The organism is Corynebacterium sp. ACRPZ (assembly GCF_022346205.1).
Taxonomy (GTDB): domain Bacteria; phylum Actinomycetota; class Actinomycetes; order Mycobacteriales; family Mycobacteriaceae; genus Corynebacterium; species Corynebacterium lehmanniae.
In genome coordinates this window covers 1-17,675 of record NZ_JAKRMR010000014.1, presented here as the reverse complement: position 1 = coordinate 17,675, position 17,675 = coordinate 1, and the positions used below count along the sequence as shown (strand labels likewise).

Sequence of the window (17,675 nt, the reverse complement as noted above, 5' to 3'; positions counted from 1 at the left end):
CGCGGGTCGCAGCACCACACCCCTGGCACTACGTCTGAGGTAGTGCTGGCGCTACCTACAGCTGTACCGGGTAGTCCTTGTGCTCGATCTGCGGGTCGATGCGGTGCTCGACAAAGATGCCGTGCCAGACCATGAACGCCAGCACCGTCCACAGTCGGCGGGAGTGGTCGGAGACACCGTCGCGGTGCTCCTTGAGCATCTCCAGGACTTGGTCCTTAGCAAAGATGTCGTCGGTCTGGGACTCGCGAATGGTGTCCTGCGCCCAGCCATAGAGCTCGTCGCCCGCGAGCCAGTGGCGCATCGGCACCGGGAAGCCCAGCTTCTTGCGGTGCAAAACGTGCGGCGGCACGATCTGCTCCATCGCCTTTCGCAGTGCGTACTTGGTGGTGCCGTTGGCGATTTTCTGGTCGAACGGGATGGTCTGGGCGACCTCGAAGACTTCTTTGTCCAGGAACGGAACGCGCAGCTCCAGAGAGTTGGCCATGTTCATCTTGTCGGCCTTGACCAGGATGTCGCCGCGCATCCAGGTAAACAGGTCCAGGTTCTGCATGCGCGCCACGGGGTCCATCTCGGTGGAGGCGGCGTAGATCGGGGCGGTGACCTCGCGGTGGTCCCACTCGCGCTTCGCCCACGGCAGCACGCGGCTGAGCTGGTCGAAGTTGAAGGAGCGGGCGTTGCCGTAGTAGCGGTCCTCGATCGGGGTGGTGCCGCGCTCGAGCAGGCTCTTACCCTTCATCCCCTCCGGCAGCACGCGGCTCAAACGGTTCAGACCCTTGTTCAGCGCACCCGGCAGCTTCTCAAACGGCGCGAGCGACAGCGGCTCCTTGTAAATGGTGTAGCCGCCGAACAGCTCGTCGGCGCCCTCGCCGGAGAGCACCACCTTGACGTGCTTGCGGGCCTCGTGCGCCACGAAGAACAGCGGCACCAGGGACGGGTCCGCCACCGGGTCGTCCAGGTACCACATGATCTTCGGGATGGCGTCGGCGTATTCCTCGGGGGAGACAATCTTCACGATGTGCTCCACACCGATCGCCTCGGCGGACTCGGCGGCCACGTCCACCTCGGAGTAGCCCTCGCGCTCAAAGCCGGTGGTGAAGGTGAGCAGGTTCGGGTTGTGGCGCTTCGCCAGGGTGGCAATTGCGGTGGAGTCGATGCCGCCGGAGAGGAAGGAGCCCACGGTGACGTCGGCACGCATGTGCTTTTCCACCGAATTCTCCAGCGCACGCGCGATGCGGTCGTAGAGGTCCTGCTCCTTGCCCTTCGGCACTGGCTGGGATTTGAAATGCGGCTTGAAGTAGCGGTCCGAGTGCACCTTCCCGCCCGGCTTCAAGGTGACGGTGCAGCCGGACTCGACGCGGCGGATCTCCTGGTGGAGGCTCTCCGGCTCGGGCACGTACTGCAGGTCCACGTAGTGCTCGATCGCACGACGGTCAAGATCCAGGCCTAGACCGAGTTCCGGCGCCATCTCCAGGATGGACTTCTTCTCGGATGCGAAGACCGTGCCCTTGTCGGTGGTGGCGTAGAACAGCGGCTTGATGCCGAACTGGTCGCGCGCCGCGAACATCGTCTGCGTCTCGGTGTCCCAGATGACAAAGGCGAACATGCCGCGCAGGTGCTCCACCACGTTCGCGCCCCAGTGGTGGAAGCCAACCACGATCGGCTCGCCGTCGCCGGAAGTGTTGAAGGTGTGGCCGGCGGCCTGCAGTTCTTCGCGCAGCTCGATGTAGTTGTAAATCTCGCCGTTGAAGGTCAGCGCGTAGCGCTCCGGGTTGTCTGCCGGGCCCCAACGCAACGGCTGGTGGGAGTGCTCGAGGTCGATGATGGCCAGGCGGTTAAACCCGAAAACGGCTGAGTCGTCGTTCCAGGTGCCGGCCGCGTCCGGGCCGCGGTGGTACATGCACGGCAGGGCGCGCTCGACAGAATCAACGAACTTGGCTGCGTTTGCGTCCGCGGTTAGCAGGGCAAGAAGGCCACACATACTCAAACCTCTCCGTATATATAAGGTGCGCCGTTTTCACGCGGCGGGAAGTCCCCTCAACAATAAGGTTTTGCACCCCGTTTTCGTGAACCGGAACCGCCCAACTTTCGCCGTGCCCCATAAGGGGGCCAACTTAAGGATGAACTTTTTCGCGGCCTCGTGTACTCAGCCAAGCATTATCGTCGCTAAGCACTTGCTTATCGACGAGCCCCCGGCACCCACCGCAACCCCCACTTTCAAGATTCCGACGGGCCAGGCCGGATGAACTATTCTGACCACGTAGGAATGCTCTGTCACGAACATGGGCATTCAGTGTTTTTAGTGTGGACAGGAAGGCAGACACACGTGGATAAGGAAGTAAACCGCGGTTTCGCCAAGAAGGCCGGCGTCGCGGCAGCGCTCCTGCTCGGCAGCTTCGGGCTCGCCGGCTGTGACGTCGCTGCGCCGGAGGCGGTCGCAAACATCCTCGACATGGGCTGGCCGGACCCGGTCACCCCGGAGGGCACCCAGATGTACAACTTCTGGGTCTGGACCTGGGTTGCCGCCTGGATTATCGGCATCATCATGTGGGGGCTGTTCATCATGGCCATCGTCCGCTGGAACTCTAAGGCCCGCGCGAAGAGCGGCGCCGGCGAGTTCCCGCGCCAGCTGCAGTACAACATCGGCCTCGAGCTGGGGCTGACCGTCCTGCCGATCATCATTGTGATGGTGCTGTTCTTCTTCACCGTCCAGGCGCAGACGAAGACCACCGCCCTGGACAAGGATCCGAAGGTGACCGTGGACGTCACCGGCTACCAGTGGAACTGGAAGTTCGGCTACGCCAACGTTGCCGGCGAGCTGACCGCGGACGGCCAGGACTACGACGGTCTGGACGCCGAGCGTCAGGCGCTCGCCGAGGAGACCAAGTACGACCCGGAGGACATGCACAACGCGAACCCGATCCACGGCACCTCCATGGGCGACCAGTCCTACCTCAACTTCAACGAGATTGAGACCATCGGCTCCACCGAAGAGGTGCCGGTGCTGGTGCTGCCGACCGACACCGCGATCGAGTTCCGCCTCGCCTCCGGCGACGTGAACCACGCGTTCTGGGTTCCGGAGTTCCTGTTCAAGCGCGACGTCTACGCGCACCCGGAGAACAACCAGCAGCAGCGCGCGTTCCAGATCGAGCGCATTGAGAAGGAAGGCGCATTCGTCGGCCGTTGCGCCGAGATGTGCGGCACCTACCACTCGATGATGAACTTCGAGGTCCGCGCCGTGAGCCCGGAGAAGTTCGAGCAGTACATCCAGTTCCGCCGCGACAACCCCGACGCACCGAACTCCGAGGCACTGAAGTCCATCGGCGAGGATCCGTACGCAACCTCCACCCGTCCGTTCGTCACCCAGCGCGATGCGACCCGCGACGGCAACAACACTGTCGACCCGAACGCGAACGTTTAAGAAAGAGAGAGCGAAGCCATGGGAACTGGATCAAAGGTTTTCTACGCCATCGGCACCTTCCTTGCTTTGATGGCCGTGTTCTACATCCTCGCTACGACGTGGATCGGCGAGGACGCGTACCTGTTCGGTATCGAGTGGATCGGCTCGGTCGGCCTCGTACTTGCCACCGTCTTCTCCTTCATGCTGGGCGGCTACCTCAGCATCACTGAGCGCCGCATGGACATCGTCCCGGAGGACTGGGAAGAGGCGGAGATCGAAGACGGTGCCGGCGTGCTCGGCTTCTTCTCTCCGAGCTCCATCTGGCCGTTCACGATGGCGATGGCGATCTGCGTGCTCGGCTTGGGCATTGCCTTCTGGCAGCTGTGGCTGCTCGCCCTTGGTGCGGTGTTCCTGATCTGGGCCACTACCATGCTGAGCCTGCAGTACGGTATTCCGCGCGAGAAGCACTAAACGCTGAAACGAAAACTCCCCCCGCCGCGATGGGTCGCGGCGGGGGAATTTTTGCGTTTGACGGTCGAAAATGGTCCGATCATCCGAAAGTTTGTCCCCCATTTTGCGCGGGCGGGCAAGCTGCGGGAGATGTGAGATCAGGCACACCGGGGAACTTTTCGAGGCCGGGAGAGCCGTCCAGAGAATTGTCGGCCAATTCTGCGAGGTAGGGCAGTAGGCGTGCACCCGATGCGATGACCAGCATCGTTCTAGTCGGATATGAGGCAGAAAAGTTCCCGGGAAATTGAAAAAAGTTTTTCCGCAATACGGGCCGTGCGAAAAGGTGCTGGTTGCGCGCGAGTTCACAGGAAAAATGCGGGGGTGAGTGAGATGAATATCAGGACGAAATAGGGGATAATCTCATCCGTGACGACCGCAATGACAAACCAAGATATGGCGACGCCGCAGAATCGCGTCCCAGCGCTGAACCGTCCGAACATGGTCAGCGTGGGCACGATTGCGTTCCTCGCCCAAGAGCTCATGTTCTTTGCCGGTTTGTTCGCGATGTACTTCACGTCGCGCGCAAACGGCCTCGCTAACGGTGACTGGAGCACCCAGACCGATCATCTCAACATCGTGTTCGGCGGAATCATCACCGCTGTGCTGATCGCGTCCTCCTTCACCTCCCAGTTCGGTGTGTTCGCCGCCGAGAGGGGTGACGTGTTCGGCCTGCGCAAGTGGTTCACCGTGACCATTGTGCTGGGCGTCATCTTCCTCGGCCTGGTGGCCTTCGAGTGGACCGAGATGGTCACGGCCGGCGTTACGCCGCAGTCTTCCGTCTTCGGTTCGGTGGTGTACATCATCACCGGCTTCCACATGGCGCACGTGACCGCCGGCATCATCGCGTTCATCGTGGTGCTGCTGCGCGTGGCCAAGTCGAAGTTCACCCCGGCTCAGGCAACCGCCGCAATGGCAGTTTCCTACTACTGGCACTTCGTCGATGCCATCTGGATCGGCGTGTTCATCACCATCTACCTCGTTCAGTAGTCCTCTTCCAGGTGAATGCCTGGGGGAGCGGAAAAGTTCTGAAAAGTCGATAAAGGGAACACAATGGAAAACACACCCAAGAAGAAGCGCCAGGGACGCAAGACGCAGCGCACGCTCGCTGGCGCTGCGGCCTTGACGCTGGGGTTGACCGGCGCGGGGCTTCTCGCGTCCGCACTGACCCCGAACGCACAGGTGGCAACGGCGGCCCGTGATGAGCAAGCGATGATCCAGGAGGGCAAGGACCTCTACGACATCGCCTGCATCACCTGCCACGGCGCAAACCTGCAGGGCGTTCAGGACCGCGGTCCGTCGCTCATCGGTACCGGCGAAGGCGCCGTGTACTTCCAGGTCAACTCCGGCCGTATGCCGATGATGTCCAACGACGCGCAGGCGGAACGCAAGCGCCCGCGCTACACCGAGGAGCAGGCTCTCGCCCTCGCTGCCTACGTCGCAGCGAACGGCGGTGGCCCGGAGCTGGTGTACAACGAGGACGGCTCGCTTGCCATGGAGGAGCTCCGCGGCAAGGACTACGACGGCAAGATCCAGGAAGGCGACGTCGCCCGCGGCGGCGAGCTGTTCCGCCTGAACTGCGCTTCCTGCCACAGCTTCACCGGCCGCGGCGGCGCACTGTCCTCCGGTAAGTACGCGCCCGCACTGGATCCGGCCAACGAGCAGGAGATCTACCAGGCCATGCTCACCGGTCCGCAGAACATGCCGAAGTTCTCCGACCGTCAGCTCTCCGCTGACGAGAAGAAGGACATCATCGCCTTCATCAAGTCCACCAAGGAAACCCCGTCCCCGGGCGGCTACGCCCTCGGTGGCCTCGGCCCGGTTTCTGAAGGTATGGCGATGTGGATCATCGGCGTGACCCTGGTCGCTGCCGCTGCTATGTGGATTGGATCTCGCTCATGAGTGATGTGAAGAAGAATTACACGAAGGAAGAGCTGGACCGCATGAGCAATGCGGAGCTGGCTGCCCTGGGCACCGAGCTCGACGATGTCACGGTGGCGTACCGCAAGGAGCGCTTCCCGGTCGAGGGCGATCCGCGCGAGAAGTCCGCTGCTGCCGGCATCGGTATCTGGCTGACCATCTCGATCATCTCGGCGTTGGCCTTCCTCGGCGTTTACCTGTTCTGGCCGTGGGAGCCGAAGTTCCACGGTGATGAGGGTCTGTTTATCTACACCCTCTACACCCCGCTGCTTGGCCTGACCGCGGCTTTGGCGTTTGTTGGCCTCGGCGTGGCGATCATCCAGTACGTGAAGAAGTTCGTGCCGGAAGAGATCGCAGTGCAGCGCCGCCACGACGGCCGCTCCAGCGAGCTGGACCGCCGCACCACCACCGCGCTGCTGAACGACGCATGGGAGACGTCGACCCTCGGCCGTCGTTCGGCACTGAAGGGCCTGCTCGGCACCGCTGGCGTTCTCGCCGGCCTGATGGTCATCGCTCCCCTCGGCGGCGCGATCAAGAACCCGTGGAAGGTCCGCCACGAGCTGGACTACCACGGCGACGGCACCCTGTGGACCCACGGCTGGACCATCCAGGACAAGGGAGTAAAGGTCTACCTCGGCCGCGACACCGGCGCTATCGCCGAGCTGCACGAGGGCGAAACCGGCTCGCACTACACCACCGCGGGTGTGTCCCGCCTGGTGCGCATGCGCCCGGAGGACCTCGCGGCAGCCGCAATGGAAACGGTGTTCCCGCTCTACCCGGAGGACGTCAACGACGGCGACGATTACGATCCGACCCGCGACGTCTACGAGCACCACATGCACTCGATCCACGGTCCGCGTAACCCGGTCATGCTCATCCGCCTGCGTTCCAAAGACGCGCAAAAGGCGGTTGAGCGCGAAGGCCAGGAGGACTTCCACTACGGCGACTACTACGCCTACTCCAAGATCTGCACGCACATCGGTTGCCCGACCTCGCTGTACGAGGCTCAGACCAACCGCATCCTGTGCCCGTGCCACCAGTCGCAGTTCGACGCGCTGCAGTACGGCAAGCCGGTCTTCGGCCCGGCCGCCCGCGCACTGCCGCAGCTGCCTGTGACTGTTGACGAAGACGGTTACCTCATCGCCAACGGGAACTTCATTGAGCCCGTCGGCCCGGCATTCTGGGAGCGTCAGTCCTAATGAGCACTAAACTTGAGCAAGTCGCGGACAACGTTGATTCGCGCTACACAATCTCGGGCGTGCTGCGCCCGCAGCTGAACAAGGTCTTCCCGACCCACTGGTCCTTCATGCTCGGTGAGATGGCGCTGTACAGCTTCATCATCCTGCTGCTGACCGGTATCTACCTGGCACTGTTCTTTGACCCGTCCATCACGAAGGTCATCTACGACGGTGCGTACCTGCCGCTCAACGGCGTCGAAATGTCCCGCGCGTACGCAACCGCGCTCGATATCTCCTTCGACGTCCGCGGCGGCCTGTTTGTCCGCCAGATGCACCACTGGGCCGCGCTGATGTTCATGATGGCGATGTTCGCCCACATGATGCGCGTGTTCTTCACCGGCGCGTTCCGTCGCCCGCGTGAGGCCAACTGGCTCATCGGTGTCACTCTGGTGCTGCTGGGCATGATCGAGGGCTTCATGGGCTACTCCCTGCCGGACGACCTGCTCTCCGGCGTCGGCCTGCGAATCATGTCCGCGATCATCCTGGGCCTGCCGATCATCGGCACCTGGATCCACTGGGCAATCTTCGGCGGCGACTTCCCGTCCGACCTGATGCTGGACCGCTTCTACATCCTCCACGTGCTGATCCTGCCGGGCATCATCCTCGCCCTGGTTGCGGCTCACCTCGCGCTGGTCTGGTTCCAGAAGCACACCCAGTTCCCGGGTCCGGGCCGCACCGAGAACAACGTCGTCGGCGTGCGCATCATGCCGGTGTTCGCAACCGAAGCTATCGGTTACATGATGGTTGTCTTCGCGGTGCTGGCTGGCATGGCTGGTCTCACCTCCATCAACGCGATCTGGAACCTTGGCCCGTACAACCCGTCCCAGGTGTCCGCTGGTTCCCAGCCGGATATATACATGCTGTGGACGGACGGCGCCGCCCGTGTCATGCCGGCGTGGGAGCTCTACCTGGGCAACTACACCATCCCGGGCGCGTTCTGGGTGGCCCTGCTCTGTGGCCTGATGGTCGTGCTGCTGATCACCTACCCGTTCATCGAGCAGAAGGTCACCGGCGACACCGCCCACCACAACCTGCTGCAGCGTCCGCGCGACGTTCCTGTGCGCACCGGTGTCGGCGTCATGGGCCTGACCTTCTTCCTGCTGCTGACCCTCTCCGGTGGTAACGACCACGTGGCGCACTTCTTCCAGATCTCGCTGAACGCGATGACCTGGGTCGGCCGTATCGGCTTGATCGTGCTGCCGCCGCTGGCCTTCTTCATCACCTACCGCCTGTGCATCGGCCTGCAGCGCTCTGACCGCGAGGTCCTCGAGCACGGTATCGAGACCGGCGTCATCAAGCGCCTGCCCAACGGCGCGTTCGTGGAGATCCACCAGCCGCTGGGCCCGGTGGACGAGCACGGCCACCCGGTGCCGCTGGAGTATGCAGGTGCCCGCGTGCCGAAGCAGATGAACCAGCTCGGTTTCGCGGACTCCGACACCATCGGCAAGTTCTCCCCGGCGGAGCTCGGCGTCACTGAGCGTGTGCGCGACGCTGAGGAGCAGAAGCACCACGAGGCCGTCGAGACGATGCGTGCGCTCGAGGCGACGAAGGATCGCTCCGACCGCGACGCAACTCACGAGAACGCGGAGTAAAAATAACGCTCTTGCGGTCGCAAGCTGACCCCCTTTCCCGGCTATGGGAGAGGGGGTTTTGCTTTGTTACAAACGCGTAAACAAGGCCATGTGACAAAGACCACAGGAGATTTAAGGTTGTGTCTGCGTGCAAACCTTGAGTGAAGTCGCGCGGGCTGAGCGCCACTCAAAAAACGCCAGCGTACGCGTGGAAAACTGTCTTGTTCTGCGTCCCTGAGAGGACGTTAAAGCATGCTGAGAGGCGGGCGTGTCACACAATATTTTTGTTGATAACGGAACTGTAACGGCGTGGCGGGTGGACACCGTTGTTGCCGTTTCGTAACCTGTTCGAGACATTGCGACAACAGCCGTTGGCAGCATGTACCGAAAACAACATATGAGCCGACACCCGAAGCGGCGATCCGAATCCGCGGACCGTACGCCATGGGGACCGGGGAACCGCAGTGGAGCCAGAAGCTCCCGTGGGGCGCAGGGTCTTTTCTCAACGCCCGGCCCGACAGCTAACCCGGTTGGCGAAGAGAAGATATGGAGAAAACTATCGTGGCAAAGCACCGTCGCCAGGACAACACCGCAGCACGCGCAGCAGCGGCTACCGTAGCCGTCGCAGCGGGCGCCGCTCTGGTCGCGCCGGCCGCCGCCTCCGCAGCAGAGGTCCGTGTTCCCAACACTCCGGTTTCCGTCCAGGTTCCGGGCATCGAGAATGTCCCGGGCATCGCATCCATTCCGGGCATCGACGCTTGGATCCCGTCGCTCGCAGGCGCACCGGCAAGCGGCAACGTCCAGAACGCCATTGCCTCTGTGAAGGCAATGCCGGGCGTGGCCAACGTCCCGGGCTTCACCCAGTTCCTCGCTAACGTCGAGCAGCAGGTCCGCCCGGCGGCTCCGGCTCAGGCACCGGTTCAGCAAACCTACTCCGCACCGGTTGCCGCACCGGCTCCGGAGCCGTCCATTGGCGAGCGCATCGTTTCCATCGCGCAGTCCAAGATCGGCTCCCCGTACGTCTACGGCGCTGCGGGCCCGAACGCCTTCGACTGCTCCGGCTTCACCTCCTGGGTTTACGCGCAGGCTGGCAAGTCCATTCCGCGCACCTCCCAGGCACAGGCGTCTGCCGGCCAGCAGGTCGCGCTGAGCGACATCCAGCCGGGCGACATCGTCGCCTACTACGGCGGCGCTTCCCACGTTGCCATCTACGCTGGCAACGGCCAGATCATCGACGCGTTGAACTCCGGTATCCCGGTCGGCTACCGCGATCTGCACATGATGCCGATCCACTCCGTGGTCCGCTTCTAAGAGTAGAAACTGTGCCCCGTCCCGCATCGCGCGGGCGGGGCATTTTTTCTCTCTTACCTCAGTATTCACTCAAGTCACACGTTGAGCATTTTGCTTGGCGACGGCCACGGGAGCAGCTATAGTTTGTTCGTTCGTGCAGAAATCTGAAGAGGTGTCCACCGTGGGTAAGCACTCCCTCCGCCCCAACCGCTCCCGCGCCGCCGTCGCGGCCACTGTCGCCGGCAGCGTCATCGCCACAACGGTGTTTCCCGCGGCCCCCGCACACGCGGACGACGTGGACGCGTTGATCGAGGAGATGGAGTCCGTCTCCCACGACGCCACGGCGAAGGCGGAGGAGATCAAGGAGCTGGAGGACGAGATCACCGAGTCCGAGGCGAAGCTGCGTTCGGCGAACGCCCGCGCCGCCGAGGCGAAGTCCCAGCTCGAGTCCTTGCGCGGAGTGTCGGACGCGCAGCGCAAGAACGTCGGCGACATCGCGCATTCGCGTTACCGCATGCCGAAGTCGGACGCGCTTTTGACCACCCTGGATTCCGGCAACCCGCAGGAGGCGATCGACCGGTCCGCGTACCTGGCCGCATTGGGCCGGAACTCGCAGCGCGCGCTGACGGAGCTGGAGGACGCCAACCGCGCCGCCGGCGAGCGCGCGAGCGTGGCCAGCATCGCGGTGGCAGAAGCGCAGCACGCCCGCAACGAGCTGGACGGCAAGCGCAAGAAGCTGGAGGAGGAGCGCGAGGAGCTGGATCTGCGCGTCGCCGACATCGAGCGCCGCGTGGACAGCCTGAACGAGGCGGACCGCCAGCGGTGGATGAACAAGGACAACCCGGTGGATTCCGCGTCCCTGCCGGGCGTGGACTCCGGCATCGTCGCCGCGGCCATGGCGCAGCTGGGCAAGCCGTACGGCTGGGGCGCTGCCGGCCCGGACGCGTTCGACTGCTCCGGCCTGATGGTGTGGGCCTACGCCCAGAACGGCATCGGCATCCCGCGCACCTCGCAGGCGCAGCTTGCCGGCGGCACCCCGGTGTCGCTGGACGCCCTGCAGCCTGGCGACATCATCGGCTACTACCCGGGCGTGACCCACGTGGGCATGTACATCGGCGACGGCATGGTGGTCCACTCCTCGGACTACGGCATCCCGATTCAGGTGGTGCCGCTGAACTCCATGCCGATCCAGGGTGCAGTTCGCTATTAAGACGCTGCTGGTCACCAACGACTTCCCGCCCACAGTGGGCGGGATTCAGTCGTATTTGCGGGACTTCGCCGCCGAACTGGCGAACCGTCTCGGCCCCGACAAACTCGTGGTGTTCGCCTCCACCCAAGACGCCGACGCGGCCCGCGAGTGGGACGCGTCCGCGCCGTACACGGTGGTGCGCTGGCCGCGCCGCGTCATGCTGCCCACCCCGGCCACAAGCCGCGAGATGCAGCGTCTCATCCGAGACCACGGCATCGGCACGGTGTGGTTCGGCGCCGCCGCACCGCTGGCGCTGATGGGCGCTGCCGCGAAGCGCGCCGGCGCCGCCTACGTCATCGCCACCACCCACGGCCACGAGGTCGGCTGGGGCATGCTGCCCGTCGCCCGCCAGGCCCTAACCGCCATCGGCCGCAGCGCCGACACCGTCACCTACATCTCGGACTACACACGACAGCGCCTGAGCGCGCTAGGCACCCGCCCGCGGTTCGTGGCGCTACCGTCCGGCGTGGACACCGAGTTCTTCCGCCCCGCCACCGCCTCCCAGCGGGCCGCCGCCCGCGAATTCCTCGGCGTCGGCGACGCGCCGCTGGTGGTGTGCTCCTCGCGGCTGGTGGCCAGGAAGGGGCAAGATGTGCTGATTCGGGGGTGGCCGGAGGCTCGTCGACAAGCAAAAGGCGCCCGGCTGGTCATCGTGGGCTCCGGGCCGTACGAACGGAAGCTGAAGGCGATGGCGGGCGAGGGCGTCGTGTTCACGGGCGCGGTGCCGGGGGAGCGGCTGCGCGACATCGTGGCGGCCGCGGACGTGTTCGCCATGCCCGCGCGCACGCGCCTCGGCGGGCTCGACGTCGAGGGCCTCGGCATCGTCTACCTGGAGGCGCAGGCGTGCGGCGTGCCCGTCGTCGCGGGCGACTCCGGCGGCGCGCCCGAGACGGTCACCGCGGAGACTGGGGTGGTGGTGGACGGCCGGGACACGGATGCCGTCGCCAAGGCGATTGCGCAGCTGCTTCTCGACGACCAAAGGCGCACCCGCATGGGTCGCGCCGGACGCGCGCATGTGACCGAGCATTTCTCCTGGGACGTGCTCGGGGCGCGGTTGGCTGCGCTATGCAGCGCTCGCGGGCGGCGGGACTAGACTGCCATTCCATGGTTGCTCACTCACCGATGACCGTCGGATTCGACATCGGCGGCACGAACGCACGCGCAGCAGTGGTGGACGCTGACGGGGTGATCGTCGATTCGCTCGGCACCGACACGCCGCACGACGCGGAGGGGCTCACCCGCACGATCGTGGAGATGGTCGGCGAGCTGCGCGCATCCCACGACATCGGGGCGGTGGGCGTGGCTGTGGCCGGGTTTTTGGACCCGGACTGCGAGATCGTGCGCTTCGCGCCGCACCTTGCCTGGCGCGACGACCAGCCCGTGCGCCGCGACCTCGAGCAGGCGCTGGGCATTCCGGTGCGCCTGGAGCACGACGCGAACTCCGCCGCCTGGGGCGAGTACCGCCACGGCGCCGGCCGCGACCTGGACACCTGGGTGTTCTTCGCCGTCGGCACCGGCATCGGCGCCACGTTGATGCACCACGGGGAGATCTACCGCGGCGCGTTCGGCACCGCGCCCGAGTTCGGTCACATCACCGTGGTCCCCGGCGGGCGCGTGTGCTCCTGCGGCAAGCAGGGGTGCTTGGAGCGCTACGCCTCCGGCACGTCGCTCGTGGACTGCGCGATTGAGATCGCGACAAAGGGGAGTTTTCGGGATTCGGCGGTGTACCGGGCGGTCGTCGAGAAGCGAGCGAGCGGACACGACGTCATGGCCGCCGCACGCGCCGGCGACCCGCTGGGGCAAGCCGCGCTGGACAGCTTCTCCACCTGGCTCGGCCGCGGGCTGGCAATCGTGGCCGACGTGCTGGACCCCGCGCACATCGTCCTCGGCGGCGGCGTGAGCGAGGACGCCGACCTGTACCTGGACGACGCCCGCGCGTCCATGGCGGCCAACATCGTCGGCGCCGGATACCGCCCGCAGCCGGAGATCCTGTGCGCTGAGCTGGGATCCCGGGCGGGTATGATCGGGGTCGCTGATCTGGCCCGTGAACTGCTGTAGAAGGCGAGTAAACGATGAACAACAAGTGGTATTCCCTGTTCAAGGTCATCCTCGGGCCGCCGCTGCTGGTGTGGAACCGCCCCACCATCGAAGGCGCGGACAACATTCCCGACGAAGGCGCCGCGATTTTGGTGTCCAACCACCAGGCCGTGCTGGATTCCTTCTACCTGCCGCTGATGGTCCGGCGGCAGATCACTTTCCCCGCCAAAAAGGAGTACTTCACCGGCACGGGGCTGTCCGGGCGCATCCAGAAGTTCTTCTTCTCATCGGTGGGCCAGATCCCCGTGGACCGCGATTCCAAGGACGCCGGCGACGCGCTGCAGAACGCGGCGGAAAGCGTGCTGGGCAAGGGCGACCTCTTCGGCATCTACCCGGAGGGCACCCGCTCACCGGACGGGCGAGTGTACAAGGGCCGCACCGGCATGGCGCGCGTGGCCATGGCCACCGGAGCGCCCGTTGTGCTCATCGGCATGGTCGGCTCCGGTAAAGCGAACCCGATCGGCACGACAGTCCCGCGGCCGGTGAAGGTGCGCATCAAGGTTTCCGAACAGATCCACCCGCACGCCTGGGCGGCCGAGCACGGCTTCGACCCCGCATCTCGCGAGGTCATGCGCCCGTTCACGGACTACTGCATGCGCCGCCTCGCGGACATGGTGGGGGAGGACTACGTGGATGTCTACGCCTCGGACGTGAAGAAGTCGCTGGCGGAGACGGGGGAGTACCCGGAGGAGGCACGCCCGTGAACAAACCGCTGATTATCCGTTTTGCGCTGGTCGCCGTTGTGGTGGCGATCTACCTGGTTGCCTCCGAGGCAGGCTGGTACCCCAAGCTGGCCGGGCCGCTCGCCGTGTTGGCGGTGGCTGCGGTGATGTTCTGGCCCCGCCGCGGCGGCGGTCCGAAGGGGCCGTCGAGACGCGAGCTTCTCGACGACATCCGGTCGGAGCAGCGCAAGTAGATGCGGTATTTCTACGACACTGAATTTATCGAGGACGGCTCCACCATCGAGCTCGTCTCCATCGGCATCGTCGCCGAAGACGGACGCGAATATTACGCCGTGAGCACGGAGTTTAATGCTTCCAACGCGAATGAATGGGTGCGCGAGAACGTGCTGAACAAGCTGCCGCGCGCTTCGCATCCGGCGTGGAAGCCGCTGCAGCAGATCCGCGACGAGGCCCACGAATTTCTCACCGCCGGCCGCGGCAAGCCGGAGCTGTGGGCCTGGGTCGGTGCCTACGATCACGTCGTGTTCGCCCAGCTCTGGGGCGACATGGCCGGCTTGCCAAAGGACCTTCCGCGCTACACGCGCGAGCTGAAGCAGTACTGGCAGATGGCGGGGCGCCCGCGCCTGCCCAAGGTGCCGGATGGCAACCACGACGCGCTCGTGGATGCGCGCCACAACCTGCGTAAATTCCGCGTTTGCATGGAGGCATTGCCTATCGACGCCTCCGGCGCCGTGTCCAAATAGTGAGATTCATTCTTCGCATTTTGGGAAATTGCAGGTGAAATGGGTTGTAGTGCGGTGGGATTCGTGCTACTACTAAATGGGTGAGTTGGACAATTGACATCCCCAAAGACGTACTGCCGGACCTGCCCCCGCTGCCGGGCGACCTGAACGAGCAGTTCCAGGACGCACTCTCCCGCGACGCGAAGCAGCAACCCTCCTGGGACCCCAACCAGGCGCAGTATGTGCGCAAGATCCTCGAGTCTGTGCCCCCTGTTGTGCTCGGCCCCGAGGTGGAGGAGCTGAAGGACCAGCTCGCGGACGTCGCTAACGGCAAGGCGTTCATGCTGCAGGGCGGCGATTGCGCAGAGACCTTCGAGTCCAACACCGAGCCCCACATCCGCGCCAACGTCCGCACCCTGCTGCAGATGGCCGCGGTGCTGACCTACGGCGCCTCCATGCCCGTCGTAAAGCTGGCCCGCATCGCGGGCCAGTACGCCAAGCCACGCTCGTCCGACCTGGACGCGAACGGCCTGCCCAACTACCGCGGCGACATCGTCAACGGCGTCGAGCCCACCGAGGAGGCCCGCCGCCACGACCCGGCCCGCATGGTCCGCGCCTACGCCAACTCGTCCGCGGCGATGAACCTGGTCCGCGCCCTGACCACTTCCGGCACCGCCGACCTGCACCACATCAACGACTGGAACCGCGAATTCGTGACCAACTCCCCGGCGGGCGCGCGCTACGAAGCTTTGGGACGCGAGATCTCCCGCTCCCTGGCCTTCATGGACGCCTGCGGCGTGCGCGACGACAACCTGCGCACCTCCAACGTCTACGCCTCCCACGAGGCGCTGCTTGTGGACTACGAACGCGCCATGCTGCGCCTAGCCACCGACTCCAACGGCGACACCAGGCTCTACGACCTGTCCGCCCACCAACTCTGGATCGGCGAGCGCACCCGCGGCATCGACGACTTCCACGTCAACTTCGCCGCCCTGATCTCCAACCCGATCGGCATCAAACTCGGCCCGACCACCACCCCGGAGGAGGCTGTCGCCTACGCCGACAAGCTGGATCCGGACCGCATCCCTGGCCGCCTGACCATGGTTATCCGCATGGGCCAGGACAAGGTCCGCGAGGTGCTACCGGGCATCGTCAAGGCCGTCGAGGCTTCCGGCCACAAGGTGGTCTGGCAGTCCGACCCGATGCACGGCAACACCTTCACCTCCTCGAACGGCTACAAGACTCGCCACTTCGACAAAATCATCGACGAGGTGCAGGGCTTCTTCGAGGTCCACCGCGAACTGGGCACCCACCCGGGCGGCATCCACATCGAGCTCACCGGCGAGAACGTCACCGAATGCCTCGGTGGCGCCCAGGACATCACCGACGTTGACCTGCCGGGCCGCTACGAATCCGCCTGTGACCCCCGCCTCAACACCGAGCAGGCCCTCGAGCTGTCCTTCCTCGTCGCGGAGATGTTGCGCTACTAGTTCCGGCCCGCTTGTGAACTCCACCGGTCTCCGGGGCCTTCGGGGTCTTCCGGGCCGGCAGGTTTTGTACGAATCGACAACGCTCCGGCATTTCCCCAGGTGGGGAGATGGGGGCCCGGGGTGTTTGGTCGATTCGTACAAAAGAGCGCCACTTGCGGGCTCCAGCATTGCGGACAACTTGGCCGGAACCAATGGTTGGTCGGCACCCACTATGCAGCTGCATAGTGGTGGAGCGCCGGTTGCGGGGGCCGCATTGCGGACTGATTGATGTGTGCCAATAATTGGTCCGCACCCAGTAGTGCTATGCAGCTGCATAGTAATGGGTTGTTGGGTGCGGGTTCTGCATTGCGGACTATTCGGCTGGCACCAATAGTTGGTCCAAACCCAGTAGCACTATGCAGCTGCATAGTGGTGGGTTGTTGGGTGCGGGCTCTGCATTGCTGACAAATCGGCCGGTGCCAATAGTTGGTCTTCACCCAGTAACACTATGCGGCTGCATAGTGGTTGGCGGTGGCGGCTCTCGTAAAAGTTGACATTTTGCGCTTTGTGTCAAGTGGTTGTGAACAGTTTCTGGTTTAGGCGACGGTCAGGGTGGGGGGCTGTGGGCGCAGGCTAAAAACGGTGGTCTGATCAAGATAAACTGATTGGTAAGGAATTTGTTGTGAAAGAAAGAACAATCATTCCGGAAATATTTTTTGGAATTGTCTTGGGCGTCGCAACCCTTTATGGCGGAGTGCTCCTGACCACATGGCTTCCAATACCTTTCGTCTTCTATGGGCTACCTCTACCTTCATTGGTGGCGTTGGGTGTATTAGCCATGTCTGTCTACATGTTGAAAAAGGATCGGCTTAGTGACCGATCATGGCGTGCTTTTGCCTTCACATTCGCCGCGGCTTTCGTCGTATCAGCGTTCTTATGGGTGAGCACCATTTCTGGCTATGGAAACTTCGCATAGCCTATAGATATGGAACCGCTGTAAGGCCAATTACAGTTAGCCCCCTCTAGATTGAAGTCTAGAGTGGCTAACTGTAGCCGCAGAAGAGAGAGTGTCCGATTGTTTGTGTGCGGGGGCTTGGTTTACGAGTAGTCCGCGAATCGGTCGGGGTATGCCACGGCTAGTTGGTTGATGGCTTGTTTCCACCCGTTGGCCCAGTAACACTATGCAGCTGCATAGTGGAAGTCGCCCGACTAGGGCTGGGGAACGATGATCTCCGGGATTTCGCCGTACATGCCGGAGCCGAACCACCAAGCCCCCAGCGCCACGGCGACGATCGCGATTAACACGAACACGGTGTAAAGAGCCACGGCGAATGGGGAACGGTTCGACACCGGTTTAACGGAGGGACGCTGGGAAACGGGCTCGCGGGTGGGAGGAACATCCGGGGCGTTGGGGGAGATCTGTCTTGGAGCAGGTCTCTGCACAGCGGCCGGACCAGGCACCGGTCCCGCCGCGGGCCACTGGCCGCGCGCCGGGCCGGGTGCTGGCTGGGCGGGCCTGGCGGGGGAGGGAG

16 protein-coding genes and 1 riboswitch are annotated in these 17,675 nt (G+C 64.1%); of the genes, 15 read left to right on the top strand and 1 reads right to left on the bottom strand.

Annotated elements, in window-relative coordinates:
* Positions 1 to 55: 55 nt before the first annotated feature.
* A complete protein-coding gene (gene asnB, locus MHX64_RS09830) occupies positions 56 to 1,978 on the bottom strand; it encodes an asparagine synthase (glutamine-hydrolyzing) (RefSeq protein WP_239356975.1) in 1,923 nt (640 codons plus the stop codon).
* A 345-nt stretch (positions 1,979 to 2,323) separates the two neighbouring features.
* On the opposite strand from asnB, the gene MHX64_RS09825 reads away from it, so the two are divergent.
* From MHX64_RS09825 to MHX64_RS09755, 15 genes are all read left to right on the top strand, one after another.
* Entirely contained in the window at positions 2,324 to 3,418 is a 1,095-nt protein-coding gene (locus tag MHX64_RS09825) for a cytochrome c oxidase subunit II (protein WP_239356974.1), read from the top strand.
* 18 nt (positions 3,419 to 3,436) lie between these two features.
* Positions 3,437 to 3,868 (top strand): cytochrome c oxidase subunit 4, encoded by a 432-nt coding sequence (locus MHX64_RS09820; protein WP_239306640.1) that lies wholly within the window; start codon positions 3,437 to 3,439, stop codon positions 3,866 to 3,868.
* A gap of 405 nt (positions 3,869 to 4,273) precedes the next feature.
* Positions 4,274 to 4,894, top strand: a complete 621-nt coding sequence (locus MHX64_RS09815; RefSeq protein ID WP_181888759.1) for a heme-copper oxidase subunit III — start codon at positions 4,274 to 4,276, stop codon at positions 4,892 to 4,894.
* Positions 4,895 to 4,957: 63 nt separating this feature from the next.
* Positions 4,958 to 5,806, top strand: a complete 849-nt coding sequence (locus MHX64_RS09810) for a cytochrome c (protein WP_181888758.1) — start codon at positions 4,958 to 4,960, stop codon at positions 5,804 to 5,806.
* The gene (locus MHX64_RS09805) at positions 5,803 to 7,023 is read left to right on the top strand and encodes a ubiquinol-cytochrome c reductase iron-sulfur subunit (RefSeq protein ID WP_239356972.1); all 1,221 of its coding nucleotides are present in this window, start codon (positions 5,803 to 5,805) and stop codon (positions 7,021 to 7,023) included. Before MHX64_RS09810 ends, MHX64_RS09805 begins: the two co-directional genes overlap by 4 nt.
* On the top strand, positions 7,023 to 8,654 hold the full coding sequence (locus MHX64_RS09800) for a cytochrome bc complex cytochrome b subunit (protein WP_239356970.1): 1,632 nt from the start codon (positions 7,023 to 7,025) through the stop codon (positions 8,652 to 8,654). The genes MHX64_RS09805 and MHX64_RS09800 overlap by 1 nt, the downstream gene beginning before the upstream one ends.
* A 369-nt stretch (positions 8,655 to 9,023) precedes the next feature.
* Positions 9,024 to 9,181: riboswitch (cyclic di-AMP (ydaO/yuaA leader) on the top strand.
* A 13-nt stretch (positions 9,182 to 9,194) separates the two neighbouring features.
* The gene (locus tag MHX64_RS09795; protein WP_338026594.1) at positions 9,195 to 9,944 is read left to right on the top strand and encodes a C40 family peptidase; all 750 of its coding nucleotides are present in this window, start codon (positions 9,195 to 9,197) and stop codon (positions 9,942 to 9,944) included.
* 160 nt (positions 9,945 to 10,104) lie between these two features.
* On the top strand, positions 10,105 to 11,133 hold the full coding sequence (locus MHX64_RS09790; RefSeq protein WP_370642114.1) for an NlpC/P60 family protein: 1,029 nt from the start codon (positions 10,105 to 10,107) through the stop codon (positions 11,131 to 11,133).
* Positions 11,117 to 12,265 carry a glycosyltransferase family 4 protein gene (locus MHX64_RS09785; protein WP_239356965.1) on the top strand — a complete coding sequence of 383 codons (1,149 nt, stop codon included), beginning with the start codon at positions 11,117 to 11,119 and terminating at the stop codon, positions 12,263 to 12,265. Before MHX64_RS09790 ends, MHX64_RS09785 begins: the two co-directional genes overlap by 17 nt.
* 11 nt (positions 12,266 to 12,276) lie before the next feature.
* Positions 12,277 to 13,230 carry an ROK family protein gene (locus tag MHX64_RS09780; protein WP_239356963.1) on the top strand — a complete coding sequence of 318 codons (954 nt, stop codon included), beginning with the start codon at positions 12,277 to 12,279 and terminating at the stop codon, positions 13,228 to 13,230.
* A 14-nt stretch (positions 13,231 to 13,244) separates the two neighbouring features.
* On the top strand, positions 13,245 to 13,973 hold the full coding sequence (locus MHX64_RS09775; protein ID WP_239356961.1) for a 1-acyl-sn-glycerol-3-phosphate acyltransferase: 729 nt from the start codon (positions 13,245 to 13,247) through the stop codon (positions 13,971 to 13,973).
* Positions 13,970 to 14,185, top strand: coding sequence for a hypothetical protein (locus MHX64_RS09770; RefSeq protein ID WP_034998511.1), 216 nt, complete (start codon positions 13,970 to 13,972; stop codon positions 14,183 to 14,185). The genes MHX64_RS09775 and MHX64_RS09770 overlap by 4 nt, the downstream gene beginning before the upstream one ends.
* A complete protein-coding gene (locus MHX64_RS09765; RefSeq protein WP_181888750.1) occupies positions 14,186 to 14,695 on the top strand; it encodes a polyadenylate-specific 3'-exoribonuclease AS in 510 nt (169 codons plus the stop codon).
* Positions 14,696 to 14,775: 80 nt separating this feature from the next.
* Positions 14,776 to 16,164 carry a class II 3-deoxy-7-phosphoheptulonate synthase gene (locus MHX64_RS09760; RefSeq protein WP_239356959.1) on the top strand — a complete coding sequence of 463 codons (1,389 nt, stop codon included), beginning with the start codon at positions 14,776 to 14,778 and terminating at the stop codon, positions 16,162 to 16,164.
* 661 nt (positions 16,165 to 16,825) lie between these two features.
* Complete coding sequence (locus MHX64_RS09755) at positions 16,826 to 17,119, top strand: hypothetical protein (protein ID WP_239356956.1); 294 nt, start codon at positions 16,826 to 16,828, stop codon at positions 17,117 to 17,119.
* Positions 17,120 to 17,675 lie beyond the last annotated feature (556 nt).

Coding starts and splice junctions, on each gene's coding strand:
- MHX64_RS09775 (WP_239356961.1), top strand. CDS start 13,245: ATGAACAACAAGTGGTATTCCCTGTTCAAGGTCATCCTCGGGCCGCCG.
- asnB (WP_239356975.1), bottom strand. CDS start 1,978: ATGTGTGGCCTTCTTGCCCTGCTAACCGCGGACGCAAACGCAGCCAAG.
- MHX64_RS09800 (WP_239356970.1), top strand. CDS start 7,023: ATGAGCACTAAACTTGAGCAAGTCGCGGACAACGTTGATTCGCGCTAC.
- MHX64_RS09780 (WP_239356963.1), top strand. CDS start 12,277: ATGGTTGCTCACTCACCGATGACCGTCGGATTCGACATCGGCGGCACG.
- MHX64_RS09810 (WP_181888758.1), top strand. CDS start 4,958: ATGGAAAACACACCCAAGAAGAAGCGCCAGGGACGCAAGACGCAGCGC.
- MHX64_RS09820 (WP_239306640.1), top strand. CDS start 3,437: ATGGGAACTGGATCAAAGGTTTTCTACGCCATCGGCACCTTCCTTGCT.
- MHX64_RS09765 (WP_181888750.1), top strand. CDS start 14,186: ATGCGGTATTTCTACGACACTGAATTTATCGAGGACGGCTCCACCATC.
- MHX64_RS09805 (WP_239356972.1), top strand. CDS start 5,803: ATGAGTGATGTGAAGAAGAATTACACGAAGGAAGAGCTGGACCGCATG.